Genomic DNA, 22,143 nt, shown 5'->3' on the forward strand with positions numbered 1-22,143 from the left:
ACCGGACGCTCGCTGCGGGATTCCCGGGCTCGACATGAGCCGGGAATCCCGCAGCGGCGACGGCGAGTGCACTGCGGTGACCACCCCGCAATTGATGGAAACCCGTGAAGGCCGCTCGGGTCGGCGGTTCTAGCGGGCGCGGCGGCGCAGCCGACGGGTCACGAAGATGAGCAGTCCGGACAGCGCGGCCGCGAGGAACAGGGCCTGCCCCGTCGACATCCCGGTACCACCCGGGGCGGCCGGCGGCTGGGCCTGGTCCGCGTCGCCGCCCGGCGGCGGAGCCGCAGTGTCTTCGCCCTGCGCGCCGGACGTTCGCGCGGCCGCCGCGACTCCGGGGATGTGGCGGACCGGCTGGTTTCCTTCGGACCCGGACAGCAACGCACCGTCCGGTTCCCAAGCGATCGCCTCGCCTTGCTGCTCGTTCGGCAACGGGATGCGCAGCGGTTCGCGCTGGAACGCCGCGACCAGGTCGCCGTCCGGCGCGTTGTACACGTACGCCTCGGTGTAGGTGCGGATGGCGACCAGCGTGCCGTCGTGGCTCACGGACCCGCCCGTCACCAGCACCGAACCGAACGCGCCGCGCACCGGACCGCCCGGGGTTTGGGTGGAGCGCAGCGAGATCGAACCCACCCGTTCCAACGGCACGGTGCGGTCCGCCGCCAAGGGAGCGCTCGGGCGGTAGACCCCGGCAGTACCGAGCGGTTCCTTCGTGACGATGTGCGGCACGCCGGCCCGGTCGAGCAGCAGCGCTTCCGCGTCGTGCGGCCCGTCCGGGTAGGTGAGGTGGTAAAGCGTCGCGCCGCCGCCCGGCGGCATCACGTGCAATCCGATGTTGTCCCGGCGGCGGCGGTTGTCCCCGGTGTCGGCCAGCCAGAGCGATCCGTCGGGCCCCAGCGCGAGGTCTTCGACGTCGTACGGATCGTTGGAGGCCGTCCGGACTCCACGGACCGAGCAATCGGTCGGGTCGAGCACGAACACCCGCAGCGAGCTGCCGCCATCGCTGATGGCGTACCAGGCGGAACCGTCCGACGCGAGACCGGACAGCTCGGCTAGGCGCTTGTCCCCGACACGGCACTTCTCGACCGGTGCGAGCGGTTGCTCCGCGGCGGCGGCCGGAACCACGCCCGACGCCACCGACAGCAGCAGCACGGCAACAGCCGCACCACTCGCACCGGCAGTGCTCACCCGATTCCCACGAACGGCTGGAGCGCGCTGGCCAGGTCCGGCCGGACCTTCGCGCGGATCCTGGTGCCCTCCGGGGTGTGCTCCTCGTCGACCACTTCGCCGTCCGCGTGCACCCGCGCCACGAGTTCGCCGCGGGTGTACGGCACCAGCGCGTCGACGAAGACGTCGGGTCGCGGCAGCCGGTCGGCGATGGCATCGCGCAGCTGCTCGATGCCCTTGCCGCTTCGCGCGGAGACGAACACCGCGTTCGGCAACAGCCTCCGGAGCTCGGCGATCCGGGTGGCGTCGACCGAGTCGATCTTGTTGACGACCAGCAGTTCCGGCGGCATCGCCGTCTCGTGGTCCTCGGAGATCTCGTTCAGCACCTCGCGCACCGCGGCGACCTGCTCGTGCGGCGAGGCCTCGGAGCCGTCCACGACGTGCACCAGCAGGTCCGCACCGCCGACCTCTTCGAGGGTCGAGCGGAACGCCTCGACCAGCTGGTGAGGCAGGTGCCGGACGAAACCGACCGTGTCGGTCAGCGTGTATTCGCGGCCGTCCGGCGTGCCCGCCCGGCGGGTCGTCGGGTCCAGGGTGGCGAACAGCGCGTCCTCCACCAGCACCCCGGCGCCCGTCAACGCGTTGAGCAGGCTGGACTTCCCGGCGTTGGTGTAGCCGGCGATGGCCACGCTGGAGACCTCGTTGGATTCGCGGCGACCGCGCTTGGTGCCGCGCACCGTGCGCATGGCGGCGAGTTCCTTGCGGAGCTTGGCGATGCGCTTGTGGATGCGCCGCCGGTCGGTCTCCAGCTTGGTCTCACCGGGACCACGGGTGCCGACGCCGCCGTTCGCCCCCGCCCGGCCACCGGCCTGCCGGGACATCGCCTCACCCCAACCGCGCAGGCGCGGCAGGAAGTACTGGAGCTGGGCGAGCTCGACCTGCGCCTTGCCCTCCTTGGACCGGGCGTGCTGGGCGAAGATGTCCAGGATCAAGGCGGTCCGGTCGACCACCTTGACCTTGAGCTTCTCCTCCAGCTGCCGCAGCTGGCCGGGCGAGAGCTCGCCGTCGCAGATGACGGTGTCCGCCCCGGTCGCGACGACGATGTCACGCAACTCGCGGACCTTGCCGGAGCCGACATAGGTGCCGGGGTCCGGGCGGTCGCGACGCTGGATGATGCCTTCCAGCACCTGCGAGCCCGCGGTCTCGGCGAGCCGCGCAAGCTCGTCCAGCGACGCGTCGGCGTGCGCCGCGTCGCCGTCGGTCCAGACTCCGACCAGCACCACGCGTTCCAGGCGGAGCTGGCGGTATTCGACCTCGGTGATGTCCGCGAGCTCGGTGGACAGCCCGGCGATCCGCCGCAGCGACGCACGGTCTGCGCGCTCCATCTCGCCCGTGGACGGTTCCGCAGTGAGGATGGGGTCGTATTCGTCGGGTTCGACCGCATCGCGGTCGGGCTCGGCGGACCAGGTCAGGGAATTTTTCATATCAAAACCATTGTCCCACGGTCCGCGACCGATTTTCACGTGTCGCGCCCGCCATTACCCGTTTGCACTGTTGCGACGCCCACCTTACGGCCGCTGCCACCAGGTGGGATCGAGGTTCCCGCGCGCCACCAGCACGGCGGGGCCGGTGAGCGTGGAGGTCGTCGCGGTGACCTCCACCTCGACGGTACCGCCCGGGACGTGGACCACCCGGCACCCGGTTTCCGCGCCGGCCGCGCGCAGGGCCGCGACCGTGGCGGCGACCGTGCCGGTGCCGCAGGAGCGGGTTTCGCCGACCCCGCGCTCGTGCACGCGCATCTGGATGTGGTCGCCCTCGAGCGGCCGGACGAACTCGACGTTCACGCCGTGCGGGAAGAGGTGGCGGTCGTGCGGCGGCGCCGTCTTCAGGTCGAGCTCGGCGAGGTCCACGTCGCCCACACAGGCCAGGTGCGGGTTGCCGACGTCCACCGCGACTCCCGCGAAGGAGTGGCCGGAGGCGCTGGTGGTGGACTCGCCGAAGACCTTGGCCGGGCCCATGTCGACCGCGACCCGGCCGTCGTCGTGGATCCGGACCGGTCGAACGCCCGCGCGCGTGCCCACCGGCAGCTCACCGGGGGCGGCCAGCCCGGCGTCGACGAGGTAGCGGGCGAACACCCGCACGCCGTTGCCGCACATCTCGGCGATCGAGCCGTCGGCGTTGCGGTAATCCATGAACCACACGTCGGCCGGCACGTCGGCTGGGGCATCCTCCAGCGCACCTGCGCGGATCACCCGCAGGACGCCGTCCGCACCCAGTCCTCGGTGCGGGTCGCACAACGCCTGGACCCGCTCGTCGGTGAGGGCGAGCTCGCCGTCCGGGTCGGGAAGGATGACGAAGTCGTTCTGGGTGCCGTGGCCCTTGATGAACTCGGGGCCCTGGGAGGAATGCACGGGGCCAGTCTACTTTCGCCCGGATGGCTCTTGACGCTCAGCCGTGCCCGAGGTCAGCAGCGTTCGGACGTCGGTGGCCAGGGTCGGGACGGCGGCGTCGAACCAGTGGATCCGCCCGTCCCGGCGGAACCAGGAGCGCTGCCGCCGGACGAAGCGGCGGGTGAGCTTCGCGGTCTCGGCCGCGGCGGCGGTCATGTCGCCCTCCCCGTCGAGCTCGGCGAGCACCTGCTGGTAGCCGAGCGCGCGGCTGGCGGTGCGGCCTCGCCGGAGTCCGAGCGCTTCCAGCTGCCGGACCTCGTCGACCAGCCCGGCGTCGAACATGCTGGTGACGCGCCGGTCGACGCGGTCGTCCAGGTCCTCGACCGGGCGGTCCAGGCCGATCAGCACCGCGCCGTAGCGGGGCGGTCCGGGCTTGGGCAGGTTCGCCGAGAACGGCCGGCCGGTGATCTCGATGACCTCCAGCGCCCGGACGATGCGGCGGCCGTTGCTGGTCAGGATGGCTTCCGCGGCCACCGGGTCGAGCTCCCGCAGCCGCCGGTGCAGCTCGTCCGGGCCGACCCGCGCCAGCTCCTGCTCGTACTTGTCCCGCACCTCGGCGTCCGTGCCGGGGAACGACAGGTCGTCGACGACAGCCTGCACGTAGAGGCCGGAGCCGCCCACCAGCACCGGCGTCCGGCCGCGGGCGAGGACGTCTTCGACGGCGCTGCGCGCCTGCTCCTGGTAGGCCGCCACGGAGGCGGTCTCGGTGACGTCGAGGACGTCCAGCAGGTGGTGCGGGATGCCGCGGCGCTCCGCCTGCGGCAGCTTGGCCGTGCCGATGTCCATCCCGCGGTAGAGCTGCATGGCGTCGGCGTTGATCACCTCGCCGTCGAACGCCGCGGCGAGCGCGATGCCGAGGTCCGACTTGCCGGTGGCGGTGGGACCGACGATCGCCACCAGATGCGAAAGGGACTGCACCCCTCGACCTTAGAAGCGCCTGCCGGGTCTTCCGCACAGCGGTCCGCCCGGCCCCGGACCGGTCGGCCAAGGCCCGTGACTTTTTGGGCTCACGGGGGGGGGTGACCAGCGGCAACACCCGTTCAGGCCGTGCGGGTCCAAGTCGCCACGTGGTAGGTGACGCCGAACGGGGTGGCCGAGTACAGCAGTTCGCCGCGCCAGGTTCCGCCGGTCGCCGCGACGACGCCGGGCAGGACCTGGAGCGCGGCACGACCCGCGACGCCCAGCTCTGCGCACAGCTCCGGCTCCAGCGCGAGCAGCGCGTTCGTGTCCACATCGGCCAGCGCGGCGCGGATCTGCTCGTCGACCGGCTTGGCGCGCTCGTCCGGCGGGTACGGCGAACGCTCGTCGGAGCGGTTGGTGCCGTCGGCGACCACTAGGAGGCCGACGTCCTCCGCCGCCAGCTCGGTGCCGAGCCGCAGGCATTCGTCGGCCGGTGTGTCCGGCGCCAGCAGGTGCGTCGTCACCGAGCGCGCTCCCGCTTGCTCGCGCAACAGACCGGCGATCAGCGCAGGCAGCGGCAGCCGCGGATCCGGCGTACCGGCGCCGCCGAGCGTCACCTGGACGTCGACGCCGAAGCCCGCGAAGGTGCCCGCCGCGTCCGGCCCGAGCACCACCGGTCCCGACTGATCTACGCCAAGGGCCACCCATTCGGCGGCAGATTCAGTCAGACTGGACACGGCGCGCAGACAGGCGCCCCGCAGGCGAGCGGTTTCCGGGTCGGCCCGCACGGTCAGTTCGGGAACCAGCAACGGCGGGTAGGGCACCACAGCGACACGGGTGATCACACCTGTGCACGGTAGAGGTCACGGGCGAGTTGACTGGAGCAGGGAGTCGCAACCGGCGGCAGGACACGGCGCGGGTTTCCCGCCCCCTGCCCGCTGCGACCGAACAGGTGCCTGATGACAATGAACCCGTGCAGGTCACGCGCCCGGCCCGGTCACCGCGTCGCGCGGCGCGCCGATCCATCGGCGAACCGATTCCGCGACGGAGTACCGATTCGCGCCCTGACCTGTTTGAATGCGCCAGCGGCGGCCGGACCACCGAACGGTTCGGGTCGACGCTTGCTGGGCCCCGCCGATGCGGGGCGCCCGTGCCGGACACGGGCATCGGAGCGGGCACGCAAGGAGGAAGCCGGCCATGACGCACCAGGACACGACCCCCGAGGCAGTCGCCAACAAGGCGGCCGCGGACTCGACCACCAGCACCACCGGGTCACCCACGGCTGCGCCGGCGGTACCGACCGCTTCCGCAGATCCCACCAAGTGGGGGCGGGTGGACGCCGATGGCACGGTGTACGTCCGCACCCCCGAAGGTGAGCGCGCGATCGGTTCCTGGCAAGCCGGTGACGCGGCCGAGGGCCTGGCCCTCTACGCGCGCAAGTTCGACGACCTGCTCACCGAGGTCGAACTGCTGGAAACCCGGCTGGGCACCCACGCCGGCGAGCCGAAGCACACCCTGACCAGTGCGAAGCACCTGCACGAGTCGCTGGCCGAAGCCGCGGTGATCGGCGACCTGGCGGCGTTGACCGCCCGGATCGAGTACCTGCTGGCGCGTGCCGAGCAGGCCGTCGAGGGCGCGAAGCACGAGAAGGAACGCGCCCGGGCCGACGCGATCGCGCGCAAGGAGGCGCTGGTCGTCGAGGCCGAGGAGATCGCCACCGAATCCACGCACTGGAAGAGCGCCGGTGACCGGCTGCGCCAGATCCTCGACGAGTGGAAGAAGATCCGCGGCGTCGACCGCAAGACCGACGAGCAGCTGTGGCGCCGGTTCTCGAAGGCGCGCGACGCCTTCAGCCGCCGCCGGGGCTCGCACTTCGCCGAGCTCGACCGGCAGCGCGCGGCGTCCAAGGCGCACAAGCAGGAGCTGGTCGAGGAAGCCGAATCGCTGACCGAGTCCACCGACTGGGGCGAGACCGCCAATCGCTACAAGCAGCTGATGGCCGACTGGAAGGCCGCCGGCCGCGCCCCGAAGGACAGCGACGAGGCGCTGTGGCAGCGCTTCCGCGCCGCGCAGGACCGGTTCTTCAGCCGCCGCTCGGAGGCGTTCTCCGAACGCGACGCCGAATTCGCCGCGAACGCCAAGCTGAAGGAAGAGCTGCTCGTCGAGGCCGACCAGATCGACCCGTCCGCCGACCTCAAGGCCGCGCAGGCCCACCTGCAGCGCGTCCAGGAGCGTTGGGACGAGATCGGCAAGGTGCCGCGGGAGCGGATGCGGGAGCTGGAAGGCAAGCTGCGCACGGTCGCCGACCGGGTGCGGTCGGCAGCCGACGCGCAGTGGCGGCGCACCGACCCGGAGGCGCAGGCCCGCGTCGACCAGTTCCGCGACCGGGTGGAGCAGTTCGAGGCGCAGGCCGAGAAGGCCCGCACAGCGGGCGACGAACGCCGTGCGAAGCAGGCGGAGGCGCAGGCCGCGCAGTGGCGCGAGTGGCTGGAGGCTGCGGAGCAGGCGATCGCCAGCCGGTAGGCGTTTCGCTCGCGCCGTCAGGCGGGCGGCGCGAGCAGCCTCGCCCGGAGGGCGTCGAGGTCGGCGTCGGCGCAGCCGCCGGCGCGCAGGTGCCGCTCGGCGTCGAAGGCGTCGAGCGCCGAGTGCAGGACCTCCTGCTTGGTGGTGCCGTGTTCGGCGAGCGCTTCGTCGATGAACGGTTCCTGGTCGGGCTTGCCGAGCCGGTGGAACATCGGTCGCAGCCGGTCGTGGCTGAGCTGGTGGTCGGCGACGATGTCGTCGGCCGCCACCCCCGCGAACGCGAGCAGCACCAGCGCGATGATCCCGGTGCGGTCGCGGCCCGCAGTGCAGTGCACGAGCACCCCGCCGGGTTCGGCGTGCGCGATCGCGCTGACGACCTTGGCCGTGCGGTCCGGGAAGCGGTCGAGGAACGGCCGGTAGTACAGCGGCGTGCCGTGCAGCCGGTTGCCCCAGTTCCCCCAGAACTCGGTGTCGTGCACCGGGTTCAGCGGCATCTTCAGGCTGTTCAGCCCCGGTGGCCTCGCCGCGATCTCGGGCAACGACTCGCCGTCGTCGGTCAGGTCTACGACGGTGCGGACGCCGTGCTCCCACAACTGCGCCCAGCCCGCTTCGGTCAGGAACGCCGGGCTGGCGGAGCGCACGACCGCGCCCCGACGGATCTTGCTGCCCGCCGCGGCGGGCAGCCCGCCGAGGTCGCGGATGTTGTAGCCGCCGTCCCAGGCGAGGTCTCGTGACATGCCGCCGAGGCTACGAGCCGGATCAGACGATCACCGCGGTCCCCGGACTGGAAGCTCGGCGGAATCCCGATCCCGCCTCTAACCGGGAGGTCAGTCGCGGGACCAGACGATCCGCATCCACTGGACCGCCAGGATCGCCATGCAGGCCACCGCGAGCAGCAGACCGATCGACGGGCTCTCCACGCCGCTGGTCTGGCGCGACCAGATCGCGATCACGCCTTCGAAGGTCACCACCACGCCGGCGAGCCCGGCCAGGAACGCGACGATCCACCGCCGGGTGATCAGCGCCAGGGCGCCCAGGCCGATCCCGACGATCGTCGAGTTGATCGCGAACAGCCGCGGCAGCAGGCCGACCTTGAGCGCCGGGTCGGCCTGCCCCATCAGCACCTGCCATCCCGCGGCACCGCCGGCCCACGGCAGCAGCGAGCACAGGATGAGTACGAGCATCACCGACGCGATCACCAGCGCGCGCGAGCCGGGGTCGATGCGGCGCAGGACCTCGCGCTCCGACTTGGTCAGCTCGCGGCGCGACTCGTCCGCGCCTTCCGGCTTGCTCAACACGCACATCCCTGCTGCTCGGCGGGCTGCGGCGGCGGGGTTCCGAACGACGGCAGCCCGAGGCTGACTCCGGAGGTCTTGGGCCGCACGCCCGCCTCCCAGTGGTCACCGGCGGTGGTTCGCCGGTGTCCGGTGATGTCCGCGTCCGCGACCAGGTGGTGCGGCGCGGCACGGGTGATCGTGGTGTGCACGACGTCGCCGGGCCGGACCTCTCCGTCGATGGCACCGGTCGGCGTGAAATGCACCAAGCGCCCGTCGCGGGCCCGGCCGGAGAGCCGGTGGGTCTCCGAGTCCTTGCGGCCCTCGCCCTCGGCGACCAGCAGTTCCACCGGGCGGCCGACGAGCTTCTTGTTCTCGTCCCAGGAGATCTCGTTCTGCAGCTCGATCAGCCGGTCGTAGCGCTGCTGCACGACCTCCTTCGGGAGCTGGTCGGGCATGTCCGCGGCGGGCGTGCCGGGCCGCTTGGAGTACTGGAAGGTGAACGCGCTGGAGAACCGCGCCTGCCGCACGACCTCCAGCGTCTGCTCGAAGTCCTGCTCGGTCTCGCCGGGGAAGCCCACGATGATGTCGGTGGTGATCGCCGCGTCCGGCATCGCCTCGCGCACGTTCCGCACGATGTTCAGGTACCGCTCGGAGCGGTAGGAGCGGCGCATCGCCTTGAGGATCCGGTCCGAACCGGACTGCAACGGCATGTGCAGCTGCGGGCACACGTTCGGCGTCTCGGCCATCGCCTCGATCACGTCGTCGGTGAAGTCGCGCGGGTGCGGCGAGGTGAAGCGGACCCGCTCCAGCCCCTCGATCTCACCGCAGGAGCGCAGCAGCTTGCTGAACGCGAAGCGGTCTCCGAACTCGACGCCGTAGGCGTTGACGTTCTGGCCCAGCAGCGTCACTTCGAGCACGCCTTCGGACACCAGCGCCTGCACTTCGGCCAGGATCTCGCCGGGGCGGCGGTCCTTCTCCTTGCCGCGCAGCGCGGGCACGATGCAGAACGTGCAGGTGTTGTTGCAGCCGACCGAGACCGACACCCAGCCCGAGTAGGCCGACTCGCGGCGCGCGGGCAGCGTGGACGGGAAGACGTCCAGCGATTCGAGGATCTCGACCTCGGCCTCGTGGTTGTGCCGGGCGCGTTCCAGCAGGGTCGGCAGCGAGCCGAGGTTGTGCGTGCCGAACACGACGTCCACCCACGGGGCCCGCTTGACGATCGTGTCGCGGTCCTTCTGCGCCAGGCAGCCGCCGACGGCGATCTGCATGTCCGGGTTGCGGTCCTTGGCCGGCCGCATGTGACCGAGAGTGCCGTAGAGGCGGTTGTCGGCGTTCTCGCGGACCGCGCAGGTGTTGAACACGACCACGTCAGCCGCATCTGAATCCGCGCGCACGTACCCGGCGTCCTCCAGCATGCCGGCGAGCCGCTCGGAGTCGTGCACGTTCATCTGGCAGCCGAAGGTTCGGATCTCGTAGGTCCTCGTGCTCACCGTTCCACGGTAGCGCCTGGTCAGATCGCAGATTCACCCGCCCGGCGGCCTCGACGCACGCGACGCGATTACTACAAGTGAGGTACCAGGCACGACTGGCGACTTCGGAGCGTAACCGAGTTGCAATCTCACCTGGCCCGTTCTGTCTGGACTATCCCCCAGCAGAGGCTTAAGTTTCGGCCAACGAATCCAATTCCGATGCGTTCAGGAGAACGAATGGCCGCAGCTTCCACGGACTCCCCGATGATCCGGATGTCCGCGGTCGACAAGTACTTCGGTTCCTTGCACGTACTGCGGGCGATCGATCTCGAGGTGCCTCGAGGGCAGGTCGTCGTCGTGCTCGGGCCGTCGGGCTCGGGCAAGTCGACGCTGTGCCGCGCGATCAACCGACTGGAACCGATCGATTCCGGCCGCATCGAGATCGACGGGGTTTCGCTGCCCGCCGAGGGCCGCGCCCTGGCCGAACTGCGCGCCGACGTCGGCATGGTGTTCCAGCAGTTCAACCTCTTCGCCCACAAGACGATCCTGGAGAACGTCACGCTGGGTCCGATCAAGGTGCGCAAGCAGGCCAAGGACGCCGCCCGGGAAACCGCCATGGAGCTGCTGGAGCGCGTCGGCATCGCCAACCAGGCCGACAAGTACCCGGCGCAGCTCTCCGGTGGGCAGCAGCAGCGCGCGGCGATCGCTCGCGCGCTGGCGATGAAGCCGAAGGTGATGCTGTTCGACGAGCCGACCTCGGCGCTGGACCCGGAGATGGTCAACGAGGTCCTGGAGGTCATGACCGGCCTCGCCGCCGAGGGCATGACGATGGTGGTCGTCACCCACGAGATGGGTTTCGCGCGCCGCGCCGCGCACCGCGTGCTCTTCATGTCCGACGGCGAGGTCGTCGAGGACGCCGAGCCGGAGTCGTTCTTCGGCGCACCGAAGAGCGACCGCGCCAAGGACTTCCTCGGCAAGATCCTCACCCACTGACCGACCACTGCACAGAGAGGCAGCGAGACGAAATGCGAGCCAAGAAAATGCGTCTGGTGACGGTGCTGGCGGCGTCGCTGGCGCTGGCGCTGACCGGTTGCGGGCGCGAAGGCGGTCCCGGCGGGGGCGAACCGCAGGTCCAGCAGAACGTCGCCCAGAACGTGCAGGTCCAGGGCTCTCCGACGTTCGACCGGATGAAGCAGAAGGGCCGCGTCACGATCGGCGTCAAGGAGGACCAGCCGGGCCTGGGCTTCCGCGACCCGGTCACCAACCAGTACTCCGGTTTCGACATCGAGGTCGCCCGGCTGATCGCCGCGCAGCTCGGGTTCGACCCGAACACGCAGATCGACTACAAGCCGATCCCGTCCACCGCGCGCGAGCAGGCGATCTCCACCGGTGAGGTCGACTACTACGTCGGCACCTACACGATCAACGACAAGCGCAAGGAGCAGATCAGCTTCGCCGGGCCGTACTTCATGGCCGGGCAGGACCTGCTGGTCCGCGCGGACAACACCGACATCACCGGCAAGGAGTCGATCAAGGGCAAGAAGGTCTGCTCCGCGACCGGCTCGACGCCGATCCAGCGGGTCAAGCAGGACCAGCTCACCGAGCCGCAGAACATCGTCGAGTTCCAGCGCTACTCGGAGTGCGTGCAGCAGCTGCTCGACCGCCAGGTCGAGGCGGTCACCACGGACGACGCCATCCTCAAGGGCTACGCCGCGCAGGACCCGGACAAGCTGAAGGTCGTCGGCAAGCCGTTCTCCGAGGAGCCCTACGGCGTCGGCCTCGCGCACGACGACAGCGCCCTGCGCAACAAGATCAACGACATCCTGGAGCAGGCCGCGACCAACGGCGAGTGGAAGCGCGTCTACGACGCCACCCTCGGCAAGTCCGGCTCGCCCGCCGAGCCGCCCAAGGTGGACCGCTACTGATCCCGTCATCGGATGCCCAGGGCCGGATCGCGCCCTGGGCATCCGATTACTTCAGGAGTACTCATTGATCGACATCTTGGTGGAGTACGGCGACGTCCTCGCCAGGGGTTTCCTGCGGACGATCGAGCTCTTCCTGCTGGCGGCCGCCGGTTCGCTGGTGCTGGGCACGATCCTGGCGACACTGCGGGTGAGCCCCGTCCCCGCGCTGCGGGCGGTCGGCGCCGGCTACGTGACCCTGCTCCGCAACACGCCGCTGACGCTGATCTTCTTCTTCTTCGTCTTCGCCTACCCCAAGCTGGAGCTGATCCAGTTCCCGTTCTTCACCGCCGCGGTGATCGCGTTGACCATCTACACCTCCGCGTTCGTCTGCGAGGTGTTGCGGTCGGGGATCAACACGGTGCCGGTCGGGCAGGCCGAGGCGGCGCGCTCCATCGGGCTCGGGTTCGCCCAGTCGCTGACCAACGTGATCCTTCCCCAAGCCTTCCGCGCCGTGGTCCCGCCGCTGGTCAGCGTGCTGATCGCGCTGCTGAAGAACACGACCGTCGCAGCCGGGTTCAGCGTGGCCGAGGTCGGGTCGGTCATCCCCTACCTCAACGAGCAGGGTGAGCCGACGCTGAACGCCTTCATCTGGATCGCCGTCGGCTTCATGATCCTGGTCATCCCGCTGACCCTGGTCCAGCGGAGCTTCGAGAAGCGGTGGAGCGTGGCCCGATGAGCACCGTCCTGTTCGACACCCCCGGACCGCGCGCCCGCATGCGCAACCGGCTCATCAGCGTCGTCAGCACCGTCGTGGTGCTGGCCCTGCTCGGCTACGTGGTGTTCCGCTTCTACCAGACGGGGCAGTTCGACGCGAGCAAGTGGGAATGGCTGCTCTACGAGCAGATCCAGCTGGAACTGCTCGGGGCGCTGTCGAACACCGTCCGCGCGTTCCTCATGGGCGCCGTGCTCGCGCTGGCGTTCGGCGCGGTGTTCGCGCTCGGCCGGCTCTCCGACCACGCCTGGATCCGGGTGCCGTGCACGGCGATCGTGGAGGTCTTCCGCGCGATCCCACTGGTCATCCTGATCTTCTTCCTGTACTACGCGGCGCCGGGGCTGGGCGTGAACTTCGGCCAGTACTGGTCGGTCGTGCTCGGTCTGACGCTCTACAACGGCTCGGTGCTGGCCGAGGTGTTCCGGGCCGGCGTCGCCGCGCTGCCCAAGGGGCAGAGCGAGGCCGCGTACTCGATCGGGATGCGCAAGAACCAGGTCATGCGGACCGTGGTGCTGCCGCAGGCGATCCGGATGATGCTGCCCGCGATCATCAGCCAGCTCGTGGTGCTGCTCAAGGACAGCGCGCTCGGCTTCCTGATCACCTACCAGGAGCTGCTCTACTACGCCCGCTACCTCGGCGGCATCCCCACGCTGGACCGGCCGATCATCCCGGTCAGCCTGGTGGTGGCGGCGATCTACATCACGATGTGCCTGCTGCTCACGTGGTTCGCCACGTACCTGGACCGGCGCAACCGCCGGACCAAGAAGACCAGGCAGCTCGCTCCTGCCGCCAAGCCGCTGGCGGAGGCCACGGCAGGCGACTGAGCACCGCGCCGAGTGGAGGGCGCCTTCGACCGGGCCGGTCGGAGGCGCCCTTCGCTTCGTCACGCGCGGAGCAGCTTCTCCAGGACGTTCGCGGGTGCGGCGGGATCGGTGCCGCGCCAGGCGACCACGTCGTCGGGGCGGATCAGGATGCCCTCGCCCGCTCGCAGGAAGTCGACGTCGAGGCGGTGGACCGGGACCCCGGCGGACTGCCAGCGCTGCGGATCGTCGGCCACGGCCAGCGCCCACCCGGGACCGGCGAGGTCCACTGTGGACTTGGTGCGGGCGGCGTCCAGCCAGCGGTGCGGGATCCGGGTGCCGACCCGTCCGGCCGGCGCGAACTCGGTGACCGGTTCCGCCTCGCCGCCCTCCGCCGGACCACCGGAGATCGCCCCGGCCGAGTACTGGAACCCGCCCGCTGCCAGCACGAACGGATGCGCCAGCGTCGGATCGGGGGCGGCCGTCAGGTCCGTCGAGCGCCTGCTCGACTGGTCCGCGGCGAACCAGCCCGCCGGACGGCGCTCCGCGTCGTAGCTGTCCAGCAGCGACGGCGCCGCAGCGCCGGAGAGCACCGCTGCGAGCTTCCAGCCGAGGTTGTGCGCGTCGGCGATGCCGGTGTTGGCACCGACCGCGGCGTACGGGGGCATGACGTGCGCAGCGTCGCCGGCCAGGTGCACCCGCCCCGACGAGTAGCGGTCGGCGACGAGCATTTCGGGCCGCCAGGGCAGCACGCTCATGACTTCGAGGTCCGGCGCGGGCACGCCGAGCGCGGTGCGCAGCAGCGCCGGCCAGTCGCGGTCGACCTCGCCGCCCGGGGTCATGAACACCCAGTCCAGCCGGCCGTCCACCGAGACCAGCCCGCCGGGCGCGTCGGGGTGCTGGATCTGGCAGATGTTGAACTCCCGGCCGCGCACGACATCCGCGAGATCGGCGCGGAAGTAGACGTTCACGTTGTCCTCGCCGATGGCACCGCGCCCGGAGCGGCCGATGCCGAGCGCCGAGCGCACCGGGCTGCGCGCCCCGTCGGCGGCAACCAAGTACGCCGAGTGCAGCCGGGAGCCCGCGAGCTCGGCGACGACTCCATCGGCGTCCTGCTCGAATGACGCGAGAGCGGTCGAGAACCGGATGTCCGCGCCCGCATCCTCGGCCGCCCGGCGCAGCACCGGCTCAAGCACGTTCTGCGCCACCAGGCAGGGCGGCTCCGGGCTGACGTCCATCGACTCGCCCGCCCCGGACGGCCGCCACGGCGGCAACTGCTCGGCCTCAGCCAAGGTCCGCCCGATGGCCATGCAGTCGTGGTCGGCGAGCCCTCGTGCGGCCTCGTGGACGATCTCGGCCAACCCCAGTTCCCGGAAGATCTCCAGGCTGCGCACGTGGAAACGGCGCGCCTTGGGCTGCGGCGAGGTCGTCGCGCGCTTCTCGACGAGCGTCACGTCCACGCCGTGGTGACGCAGCACCAACGCCGTCGTCAGCCCGACGAGTCCACCGCCGACGATCAACACCTGAGTCTGTGTACGTTGTACATTCACGATGTACGTTGTACACGCGGGTTAGTATCCGAGGCAAATGACTTCTGCGAAACCTCCGGGCGGCCTGGTCTGGTTCGACGAGCCGCCGCCCCCGCCGGCCACCACGCAGCTCAGCCGCGAGCGGATCGTCGCCGCGGCGATCGCACTAGCCGACGAAAGCCCGACCGGCGAGATCACGATGCGTGCGATCGCGAGCCGCCTCGGCACGCGCAGCCCGATGGCGCTGTACCGCTACGTCGGCAGCAAGGACGGCCTGACGGACCTGATGGTCGACGAGGTCTACGGCGAGATCACCGTCCCGCCGCCCGGCGACTGGCGGGCCTGCCTGCGCGAAATGGGCCGCTCCGCATGGGCGGCGGTGCAGCGACATCCCTGGTTCGCGCGGATGTCGTTCAGCCGGCCGCCGCTGGGACCGAACGCGCTGCGCCTCTACGACGCGGCCCTCGCCGCCGTCGACGAGCTGGACCTGGACGCCGCGACCCGCATCGGCTTCGTCAACACGGTGCTCGGACAAGCCCTGAAGTCCGGGCTCGCGCTGCTGGAAGAACGCGCGATGCGGGAACGGACCGGGTTGGAGTCCGATGCCCAGCTCGCCGAGGCGGCGCACCCCTACCTGGAGCGGATCAGGGCGGAAGGCAAGTACCCGCACTACATCCGGTGGCTCGGCGAACCGGACTGCCTGGCCGACGTGGTGTCCCCCGAGCAGCACCTGGAGTGGCAGCTGGACGGCCTGCAGCGCCTCGCCGAAACCCGGCGCACCGCCACCTGATCCGGCCGGCGGCTACGCGCGGAACCTCGTCGTCTCGCCGAGTTCCGCGCGGCCGACCGCGAAGTGGTTCACCGGAGCGGATTCGCGGGCGTATCCGAAGGAGACGCCGAAAAGCACCTTGCCGCCCCGGATCTCCAGCGACTCGCGAATCGCGTCCCCGTAGAAGCCCAGCAAACCCTGCGGGCAGCTGGCGATCCCGTACGCCGTCATCGCCAGGAGCAGCGTCTGCCCGTACATGCCGACGTCCGCGGCCATCCGAGCGTCCGCATTGGACGGTGCGAACACCAACGCGACGTGCGGCGCGCCGTAGAACCGCAAACTCTCCGCGTTGTAGGCGTCGCGGGCTTCCCGGTCTTCGCGACCGATGCCGAGCGCTCCGTACATCGCTTCGCCGAAGTCCTTGCGCCGCCGCTGGTGCACCTCGTCGTAGAGATCCTCCCGGAACGGGAAGTCCACGGAGAGGCGTTGCTGCGCGTGCGCCGCCAGCAGCGCTTCGCTCAACCGGTCGCGCGCCGCGCCGCTGACGACTTCGACGCTCCAGGGCTGGGTGTTGGAGTTCGACGGAGCCGCGCTCGCCAGCGAGAAGACGGCGCGCATCGTCGCGTCCGGGACCGGATCCGGCCGGAAGGAGCGGACGGCTCGCCGGCCGCGGATCAGCTCCTCGGCGTGATCGGGCGAGTAGTTCCGCATCGTGGTGCCCGCCAAGGCTCTCCCCTTCAATCGTGATAAACGGAAGCGTTTACATAATGCGCCGCGAGGCTACCACGCAGAATCCGCTTTAAGTAAACGGACGTGTACACTTTGCGGGTGGGTGAGCAACAGACGGTCCAGCGCCGACGAGGCCGGGGCGGGCGCGAGCGCATCATCGCCGCGGCCACCGCGCTCTTCGAGAGCCAGGGGATCATCGCGACGGGCATGGAACAGGTGGCGGCCGCCGCCCCGGTCTCCAAGCGCACCTTGTACGCGCACTTCCCCACCAAGGACGAGCTGGTCGTGGGCTACCTCCGGCACCTCGTCGAGTCCGGGCGCACGATGGAATCCGTGCTGGACCGCGAAGATCTCGCACCGCGTGAACGGCTCCTCGCGCTGTTCGCGGCGCCGGACGAGGGCGGTGATCCGATCCGGGGCTGCCCCTTCATCGACGCGGCGGCCGAGTTCCCGGACCCGCAGAGCCCGGTGCACCGGTACGCGGCCGAGCAGAAGCGGCGGCTCGCCGACCGGCTGGCCGAGCTGGTGGGCGCGCTCGGGGTCGCCGAACCCGCGGTCCTGGTCGAACAGCTCGCGATCCTCGCCGACGGCGCCGCCAGCCGTTCGATGGTGCTCAACGATGCCGGCTGCGGTCGATACGCGAGGGCCGCCGCGGAATCCCTGCTCGACGCAGCCATCCCGACGGCGGCCCAGTAGCGGTGAGCCGTGTCCGGCCGGCAGTCACCGGCCGGGCACGGCGAGCGTCACGACTTGGACACCGCCCGGCTTTCTTCCTGCGACTCCTCGCGGTCCGCCGCCGGAGCAGGCTTGCGGTGGAGGAACAGCGACGCGACGAACGCGAGCACGCCGACGCAGGCGGCGACGATGAACGCCGTGCGCAGACCGACCGCGTCGGGCGCGCCGGAGGGGTCGGTGGTCGCCACGGAGGCGATGGTGATGAACACCGCGATGCCGAACGCGCCCGCGACCTGCTGGAGGGTGGCCAGGATCGCGCTGCCGTGCGAGTAGAGGTGATCGGGCAGCACGCTGAGGGACTCGGTCATCAGCGGAGTCATCATCAGCCCGAGCCCGGCCATGAGCACGATGTGGATGCCGACGACCGCGATCACCGGCGAACCCGGTCCGAGGGCGGCGAACAGGCACAGCGACAACGCCATGGCCAGCGCGCCGGGGATCACCAGCGGCCGGGCGCCCACGCGGTCGAACAACCGGCCCACCGGACGACCGAGCAGGCCGAGGACCAGCCCGCCGGGGAGCACGGCCAGCCCGCTGACGAAGGTGCTGGCGTGCAGGACGGCCTGCAGGTACATCGGCAGCAGGATCGCCCCGGCGCCCAGCAGGCAGATGAACAGCAGGAGGCTCAGGATCAGGGCCACCAAGAACGCGCGGTTGGTGAACGGGCGCAGGTCGAGCAAGGCCCGGTCGTCGCGCTGCAGGCGGATCTGGCGCGCCACGAACACCGCGAGCGAGACGGCGCCGACCGCGATCGGGATCCACGGCGCCACCAGGTGCGGCTCACCGCTGGACTCCCCGATGGAGGACAGCCCGTACAGGACGCCGCCGAAGCCGATGGCCGACAGCACGACCGAGAACGCGTCCAGCGGCACCGACCGCGTTTCGGTGTCCAGCCGCATCCAGACCGCGCCCATGACCAGCGCGAGCACCGCCAGCGGCAGCACGATCCAGAACATCCAGCGCCATCCCAGCGAGACCAGCACCGCGCCGCCGATCGTCGGCCCCACCGCGGGCGCGACGGCGATGACGATGCTGATCGTGCCCATCGTCGCGCCGCGCTTCTCCTGCGGCACGAGGCGCATCACCGAGGTCATCAGCAGCGGAATCATCACCGCTGTGCCGCACGCCTGCACGACGCGCCCGACCAGCAGGACCGCGAAGCCCGGGGCGAGCGCGCTGAGCAGCGTGCCCACGCTGAACAGCGTCAGCGCGGCCAGGAACACCTGGCGCGGCGTGAAGCGTTCGAGCAGGAAGCCCGTGGTCGGGATGACCACGGCCATCGTCAGCAGGAAGCCGCTGGTCAGCCACTGCACCGTCGTGGTGGTGACATCGAGATCGACGGTGAGCTCGCGCAGCGCGACGCTCAGGATCGTCTCGTTGAGGATCATCACGAACGCCGAGGCCACCAGCACTGCTATCAGCACTGGGGCGCGCGGTGGCGTCGTTTCGCGGCCGGCATCCGCGGTCGTAGCGCTCGCGGAGTCGATCATGGTTGGGGGCACCTCACTGGAGTCGGGTCGCGCTCGACCGCGGGCACGGCCGCCTTCGGCCCCGCCCGGCAACGAGCACGAGGTGTGGACTACGAGTCTGCTCATCCGCCGACGAATCGGCACGTCCTTTTCCGGAGAGCAGGCGGCTCCGGGGCCTCGTCCCCGAACCCGGTCGCGTCGTGGTGGTCAGCGCACTTCGGGAATCCCTGTCACGAGCCCGGCCGGGCCTGGATCCCGGCCGCGCCGAGGGTCGCGTCGTAGGCGCGTTGCCAACTGCCGTCCGCGACCGCCTCGTCGAGCATCCGCTGCAGCTCCTCGACCAGCTTACGGTCGTCGGACTTGACCACGAGGTAGCGTTCGCTGCCGGTGATCACGTACGGCCCGACCTGGGCCAGCTGCGGGTTGTCGGCGGTCCCGCCGAACAGGACGTCCACGTTGCCCGCGGCCACGCCGTCGAGCAGCAGGGTCGGCGGCAGCCGCCGGAATTGCACCTGCGTCGGGTCCAGGCCGATTCGTTTCGCCAGGTCGCGGGCCATTTCGACGTCGAATCCCCGGTATTCGCCCGCCCCGTCCCGGGTGACGAACTGGGGCGCGTCCTCCCGCACTCCGACCAGGAGCAAGCGCCGCTGCTTGATCCGCGCGAGGGTCGGGGAGGTGTCGAGTTCGACCGAGTTGCCGGCCGACGGGGCCTGGCTCGCCGGCGCCGCGGTCGGCGCAGGCGGCTTCGGTCCGGGCAGCGCGTTCGGCTCGACCGGCGCGTCCTGCCCGCAGCCCGACAGCACCGCGGCCGCGGCGACCACCGCGGCGAGCACGCGAATCCGCATGGCCCGCTCCTCACTCCTCGACTCCCCACCCATGATCCCGCACGCGGTGGGGTGCTCGTGGCCGGATTTCCGGGAAGCTGCATCGATCGTGAAACGCACACCACATCCGCAGCGTGATCGTCATCACGGCCGCCGCGGTCATTCGGGAAGGCCCGGGAGGCGGGCGAGTTCGAGGCGGGAGGCGACGCCCAGCTTCGGGTAGGCGTTGGACAGGTGGTAACCGACCGTTCGCGGGCTGAGGAACAGGCGGGCCGCGATGTCCCGGTTGGTCAGGCCCGTCGCGGCCAGGCGGGCGACCTGGCGTTCCTGCGGGGTGAGGCGTACCGCGGGATCGGCCGACGCGCCGCGGCCCTCGCCGGAGGCGCGCAGTTCGTCGCGGGCGCGCTCCGCCCACGGCAGGGTGCCGAGGCGGTCGAAGGTGTCCAGGGCCGAGCGGAGGTGCGGCCGGGCGTCGGTGCGGCGGTGCCGGCGGCGCAGCCACTCGCCGTAGAGCAGTTCGGTGCGGGCTCGCTCGAACGGCAACTCGTCGCCCTCCCGATGCAGGTGCACGGCTGCGGCGTACTGCCGTTCGGCGACGTCGCCCTCGCTGAGCAGGGCCCGGCAGCGCAGGGCTACCGCTTCGGCCCAGGGACGCCCGAGGTTGGCCGCCCAGTCCGAATACCAGTCGCAGGGGCCCTGCGCGCGTTCCGGTTGCCCTGCCCGCGCTGCCGCTTCGATCAGTTCGGGCAGGCCGTTGCGGGCATCCATCCTGGTCAAGCCGGCGGCGATGTCGTCGGCTCGGTCCACGATGGACTCCGGTCGGCCGGCCGCGAGGTCGGCGAGGGCCAACGCGCGGGTCGCCCGGATCGCGGCCGCCGGCGCGCCGGCGCGCAACGCGGCGTCGAGCAGTTCCCGGCACCGGATGTCGTCCCCTTCCAGCGCCGCCAGGTGCGCGAGGACGACCGCCAGCGTGCTCGCGACCTCGGTCTGCCCCATCTCCTCGGCCAGCCGAAGCCCCTCGCCACTGCTTTTCCGCACCTCCTGGAAATCCCCGAGCTGCAGGTTTGCCATCGCCGAGAGCGCCAGCACGTTGGGCAGCAGCCCGATCGCGCCGTCCGTCCGGCAGCCGGCCTCCAACGCGGCGGCGAGCTCGCGCGCGGTGCGGAAGTCGCCGAGCAGCACGTGCGACCACACGATGACCGCACGCTTGCGCAGGGAACCGGACATCACCCCGAGCTCGGTGCGCATCTCCCGCAGCGCGGCCATCCCGTCCACGGCTCCGCCGGCGGTGAGCCTGCCGAACCCGGTCGCCGTCCGGGCCAACGCGCCGACCAGCGCGGAGTTGCTCCGGCCGAGCGCGTCCGCGCTGCCCGCGGCGTCGACGACGGCGGCCAGATCACCGGATTCCCAGGCGTTCTTGGCGGCGCGGAACAGCAGGCGCCCGGCCAGCTCCGGAGCCCGTGCCGCGATGTCGGCCGCCGCGTCGACCAGCTCGCGGTACGGGCGGCGGCCCTGTTCGTGGGCGAGCACCGCGGCCACATCGACCGCCTCGGCCAGATCGACGGGGTCGGTGAGGAACCTGCCGGTCTCCTCGACCAGGCCGGAAGCCAGCTGGAGCCGGCCCGCGTTGGCCGCTGCCCGCGCCGCCGCGAGCAGCCGGCGGCCCCGCCGACGCGGATCGGGCGTCAACGCGGCGGACCGCCGGTGGAGCTCGGCAGCCACCGCGTAGCCCCCGCATCCGCGCACGTCGGCCGCGATCCGTTGGAGCTCCGCCGCGACGTCCTCGTCCGGTTCGAGGGTGGCGGCGGCCAGGTGCCAGGCCCGGCGGGCCGGATCCCCCCGATCGGCGAAGGCGGCGGCGAGGGCGCGGTGCGCCGCGAGCCGCTGGACGAGCTCGGCGCTCTGGTAGGCGGTGGCCTGGAGCAATGGGTGGCCGAAGACGAACACCCCGCCGGAAAGCCTGATCAGCCCGGCGTTCTCGGCGGGCGCGAGATCCACTATGGACGATTCGAGGCGGCTCGCCGCGTCGAGCACCGCTTCGGCCTCACCGGCGTCGGCGGCGGCCGCGACCAGCAGCAGGGTCCGCGTGCGGGGCGGCAGCTCGGCGAGCCGGGCGGCGAAGCCGCGCTGGACCGGGTGGCGCGGCGGCGGCGCACCCGGGTCGTAGCCGAGGCCCGTGCGCCGGATTTCCAGCAGCGCCAACGGATTTCCCCGGGCTTCGCGCAGGATCGCGGCGCGGGCGAGGTCGGGCAGGTCGGCGGCGAGCAGACCGGCTGCCGCCGTCTCGTCCAGCCCGCCGAGCCGCAGCTCGGGCACGCCCGGACCCGGGAAGTCCGGGGCGTACGAGTCGCGGGCCGCGAACAGCACGGCGACGCGTTCACCGTCCAATCGGCGGGCGGCGAACAGCAGCGCCTCCGCTGAAGCGGCATCGAGCCAGTGGGCGTCGTCGATCACGCACAACAGCGGGCGATGCGCCGCCAACTGCTCCAGCAGGGTCAGCACCGCCATTCCCACCAGGAAGCGATCCGCATCGCGCGCTGGTTCCAGCCCGAAGGCGCTGCGCAGCGCGCCGGCTTGCTCGGCAGGAAGCTCATCCGTGCGCTGGCCCCGCAACAGCAGGTGCAGCCCGGCGTGCGGCAGCTCGGCTTCGCCTTCCACGCAAGCGATGCGCAACACCTGCATGCCGCCGGTATCGGCATGGGCGAGCAGCGCGGTCTTGCCGATGCCCGCCTCTCCCTTGATCACCACGGCGCCGCCGCAGCCGGCCCGGGCGGCGACCAGCAGCTCGTCGATGCGAGCCAGCTCGTCCGCTCGTCCCACGATCATGTT

Annotated in this window: 20 protein-coding genes; 7 read left to right on the forward strand and 13 right to left on the reverse strand. The window is 71.2% G+C overall.

Annotated features, from left to right (window positions below):
- Positions 1-129: 129 nt before the first annotated feature.
- From ACWEV3_RS06375 to ACWEV3_RS06395, 5 genes are all read right to left on the reverse strand, one after another.
- On the reverse strand, positions 130-1,185 hold the full coding sequence (locus ACWEV3_RS06375) for a hypothetical protein (RefSeq protein ID WP_452612872.1): 1,056 nt from the start codon (positions 1,183-1,185) through the stop codon (positions 130-132).
- Entirely contained in the window at positions 1,182-2,549 is a 1,368-nt protein-coding gene (hflX, locus tag ACWEV3_RS06380) for a GTPase HflX (protein WP_452612979.1), read from the reverse strand. The genes ACWEV3_RS06375 and hflX overlap by 4 nt, the downstream gene beginning before the upstream one ends.
- A 183-nt stretch (positions 2,550-2,732) precedes the next feature.
- On the reverse strand, positions 2,733-3,575 hold the full coding sequence (gene dapF / locus ACWEV3_RS06385; protein WP_452612873.1) for a diaminopimelate epimerase: 843 nt from the start codon (positions 3,573-3,575) through the stop codon (positions 2,733-2,735).
- A gap of 9 nt (positions 3,576-3,584) precedes the next feature.
- Complete coding sequence (gene miaA / locus ACWEV3_RS06390; RefSeq protein WP_452612874.1) at positions 3,585-4,532, reverse strand: tRNA (adenosine(37)-N6)-dimethylallyltransferase MiaA; 948 nt, start codon at positions 4,530-4,532, stop codon at positions 3,585-3,587.
- A gap of 122 nt (positions 4,533-4,654) precedes the next feature.
- Positions 4,655-5,359, reverse strand: a complete 705-nt coding sequence (locus tag ACWEV3_RS06395; RefSeq protein ID WP_452612875.1) for a hypothetical protein — start codon at positions 5,357-5,359, stop codon at positions 4,655-4,657.
- A gap of 352 nt (positions 5,360-5,711) precedes the next feature.
- Here ACWEV3_RS06395 and ACWEV3_RS06400 point away from each other — a divergent pair, with 352 nt between their 5' ends.
- The gene (locus tag ACWEV3_RS06400) at positions 5,712-7,037 is read left to right on the forward strand and encodes a DUF349 domain-containing protein (RefSeq protein ID WP_452612876.1); all 1,326 of its coding nucleotides are present in this window, start codon (positions 5,712-5,714) and stop codon (positions 7,035-7,037) included.
- 17 nt (positions 7,038-7,054) lie between these two features.
- Here ACWEV3_RS06400 and ACWEV3_RS06405 read toward each other — a convergent pair whose 3' ends face one another.
- The 3 genes from ACWEV3_RS06405 to miaB all read right to left on the reverse strand — a co-directional run bounded on the left by ACWEV3_RS06405 (position 7,055) and on the right by miaB (position 9,804).
- Positions 7,055-7,774, reverse strand: coding sequence for a tyrosine-protein phosphatase (locus ACWEV3_RS06405; RefSeq protein WP_452612877.1), 720 nt, complete (start codon positions 7,772-7,774; stop codon positions 7,055-7,057).
- A 90-nt stretch (positions 7,775-7,864) separates the two neighbouring features.
- A complete protein-coding gene (locus tag ACWEV3_RS06410) occupies positions 7,865-8,341 on the reverse strand; it encodes an Rv2732c family membrane protein (RefSeq protein ID WP_452612878.1) in 477 nt (158 codons plus the stop codon).
- Entirely contained in the window at positions 8,329-9,804 is a 1,476-nt protein-coding gene (gene miaB / locus ACWEV3_RS06415) for a tRNA (N6-isopentenyl adenosine(37)-C2)-methylthiotransferase MiaB (RefSeq protein ID WP_452612879.1), read from the reverse strand. Before miaB ends, ACWEV3_RS06410 begins: the two co-directional genes overlap by 13 nt.
- Before the next feature lie 243 nt (positions 9,805-10,047).
- Between miaB and ACWEV3_RS06420 the strand changes: the two genes are divergently transcribed.
- The 4 genes from ACWEV3_RS06420 (at position 10,048) to ACWEV3_RS06435 (ending at position 13,283) form a co-directional block, all read left to right on the forward strand.
- Positions 10,048-10,776: an amino acid ABC transporter ATP-binding protein gene (locus ACWEV3_RS06420; RefSeq protein ID WP_452612980.1), complete on the forward strand. Its 729-nt coding sequence runs from the start codon at positions 10,048-10,050 to the stop codon at positions 10,774-10,776.
- A 47-nt stretch (positions 10,777-10,823) separates the two neighbouring features.
- Positions 10,824-11,708: a glutamate ABC transporter substrate-binding protein gene (locus ACWEV3_RS06425; protein ID WP_452612981.1), complete on the forward strand. Its 885-nt coding sequence runs from the start codon at positions 10,824-10,826 to the stop codon at positions 11,706-11,708.
- Positions 11,709-11,775: 67 nt separating this feature from the next.
- Positions 11,776-12,423: an amino acid ABC transporter permease gene (locus ACWEV3_RS06430; RefSeq protein WP_452612982.1), complete on the forward strand. Its 648-nt coding sequence runs from the start codon at positions 11,776-11,778 to the stop codon at positions 12,421-12,423.
- On the forward strand, positions 12,420-13,283 hold the full coding sequence (locus tag ACWEV3_RS06435) for an amino acid ABC transporter permease (RefSeq protein ID WP_452612880.1): 864 nt from the start codon (positions 12,420-12,422) through the stop codon (positions 13,281-13,283). The genes ACWEV3_RS06430 and ACWEV3_RS06435 overlap by 4 nt, the downstream gene beginning before the upstream one ends.
- 59 nt (positions 13,284-13,342) lie before the next feature.
- On the opposite strand, the gene ACWEV3_RS06440 is transcribed toward ACWEV3_RS06435, so the two are convergent.
- On the reverse strand, positions 13,343-14,809 hold the full coding sequence (locus ACWEV3_RS06440) for an FAD-dependent oxidoreductase (protein WP_452612881.1): 1,467 nt from the start codon (positions 14,807-14,809) through the stop codon (positions 13,343-13,345).
- A 37-nt stretch (positions 14,810-14,846) separates the two neighbouring features.
- Here ACWEV3_RS06440 and ACWEV3_RS06445 point away from each other — a divergent pair, with 37 nt between their 5' ends.
- A complete protein-coding gene (locus tag ACWEV3_RS06445) occupies positions 14,847-15,578 on the forward strand; it encodes a TetR/AcrR family transcriptional regulator (RefSeq protein WP_452612882.1) in 732 nt (243 codons plus the stop codon).
- Between the two features lie 12 nt (positions 15,579-15,590).
- Here the strand turns inward: ACWEV3_RS06445 and ACWEV3_RS06450 are convergent, their stop codons facing one another.
- The gene (locus tag ACWEV3_RS06450; protein ID WP_452612883.1) at positions 15,591-16,283 is read right to left on the reverse strand and encodes a nitroreductase; all 693 of its coding nucleotides are present in this window, start codon (positions 16,281-16,283) and stop codon (positions 15,591-15,593) included.
- Positions 16,284-16,385: 102 nt separating this feature from the next.
- Between ACWEV3_RS06450 and ACWEV3_RS06455 the strand changes: the two genes are divergently transcribed.
- Complete coding sequence (locus tag ACWEV3_RS06455; protein ID WP_452612884.1) at positions 16,386-16,982, forward strand: TetR/AcrR family transcriptional regulator; 597 nt, start codon at positions 16,386-16,388, stop codon at positions 16,980-16,982.
- Positions 16,983-17,029: 47 nt separating this feature from the next.
- Here ACWEV3_RS06455 and ACWEV3_RS06460 read toward each other — a convergent pair whose 3' ends face one another.
- The 3 genes from ACWEV3_RS06460 to ACWEV3_RS06470 all read right to left on the reverse strand — a co-directional run bounded on the left by ACWEV3_RS06460 (position 17,030) and on the right by ACWEV3_RS06470 (position 22,140).
- A complete protein-coding gene (locus tag ACWEV3_RS06460) occupies positions 17,030-18,511 on the reverse strand; it encodes a DHA2 family efflux MFS transporter permease subunit (RefSeq protein WP_452612885.1) in 1,482 nt (493 codons plus the stop codon).
- A gap of 209 nt (positions 18,512-18,720) precedes the next feature.
- Positions 18,721-19,335 (reverse strand): substrate-binding periplasmic protein, encoded by a 615-nt coding sequence (locus tag ACWEV3_RS06465; RefSeq protein WP_452612886.1) that lies wholly within the window; start codon positions 19,333-19,335, stop codon positions 18,721-18,723.
- A gap of 138 nt (positions 19,336-19,473) precedes the next feature.
- Positions 19,474-22,140 carry an AAA family ATPase gene (locus ACWEV3_RS06470; RefSeq protein WP_452612887.1) on the reverse strand — a complete coding sequence of 889 codons (2,667 nt, stop codon included), beginning with the start codon at positions 22,138-22,140 and terminating at the stop codon, positions 19,474-19,476.
- Positions 22,141-22,143: the final 3 nt, after the last annotated feature.

It is taken from the genome of Saccharopolyspora sp. NPDC003752 (assembly GCF_053605825.1).

Coding starts and splice junctions, on each gene's coding strand:
- hflX (WP_452612979.1), bottom strand. CDS start 2,549: ATGGAGCGCGCAGACCGTGCGTCGCTGCGGCGGATCGCCGGGCTGTCC.
- ACWEV3_RS06400 (WP_452612876.1), top strand. CDS start 5,712: ATGACGCACCAGGACACGACCCCCGAGGCAGTCGCCAACAAGGCGGCC.
- ACWEV3_RS06405 (WP_452612877.1), bottom strand. CDS start 7,774: ATGTCACGAGACCTCGCCTGGGACGGCGGCTACAACATCCGCGACCTC.
- ACWEV3_RS06410 (WP_452612878.1), bottom strand. CDS start 8,341: ATGTGCGTGTTGAGCAAGCCGGAAGGCGCGGACGAGTCGCGCCGCGAG.
- ACWEV3_RS06420 (WP_452612980.1), top strand. CDS start 10,048: ATGATCCGGATGTCCGCGGTCGACAAGTACTTCGGTTCCTTGCACGTA.
- ACWEV3_RS06425 (WP_452612981.1), top strand. CDS start 10,824: ATGCGTCTGGTGACGGTGCTGGCGGCGTCGCTGGCGCTGGCGCTGACC.
- ACWEV3_RS06435 (WP_452612880.1), top strand. CDS start 12,420: ATGAGCACCGTCCTGTTCGACACCCCCGGACCGCGCGCCCGCATGCGC.
- ACWEV3_RS06445 (WP_452612882.1), top strand. CDS start 14,847: ATGACTTCTGCGAAACCTCCGGGCGGCCTGGTCTGGTTCGACGAGCCG.
- ACWEV3_RS06460 (WP_452612885.1), bottom strand. CDS start 18,511: ATGATCGACTCCGCGAGCGCTACGACCGCGGATGCCGGCCGCGAAACG.
- ACWEV3_RS06465 (WP_452612886.1), bottom strand. CDS start 19,335: ATGCGGATTCGCGTGCTCGCCGCGGTGGTCGCCGCGGCCGCGGTGCTG.
- ACWEV3_RS06470 (WP_452612887.1), bottom strand. CDS start 22,140: ATGATCGTGGGACGAGCGGACGAGCTGGCTCGCATCGACGAGCTGCTG.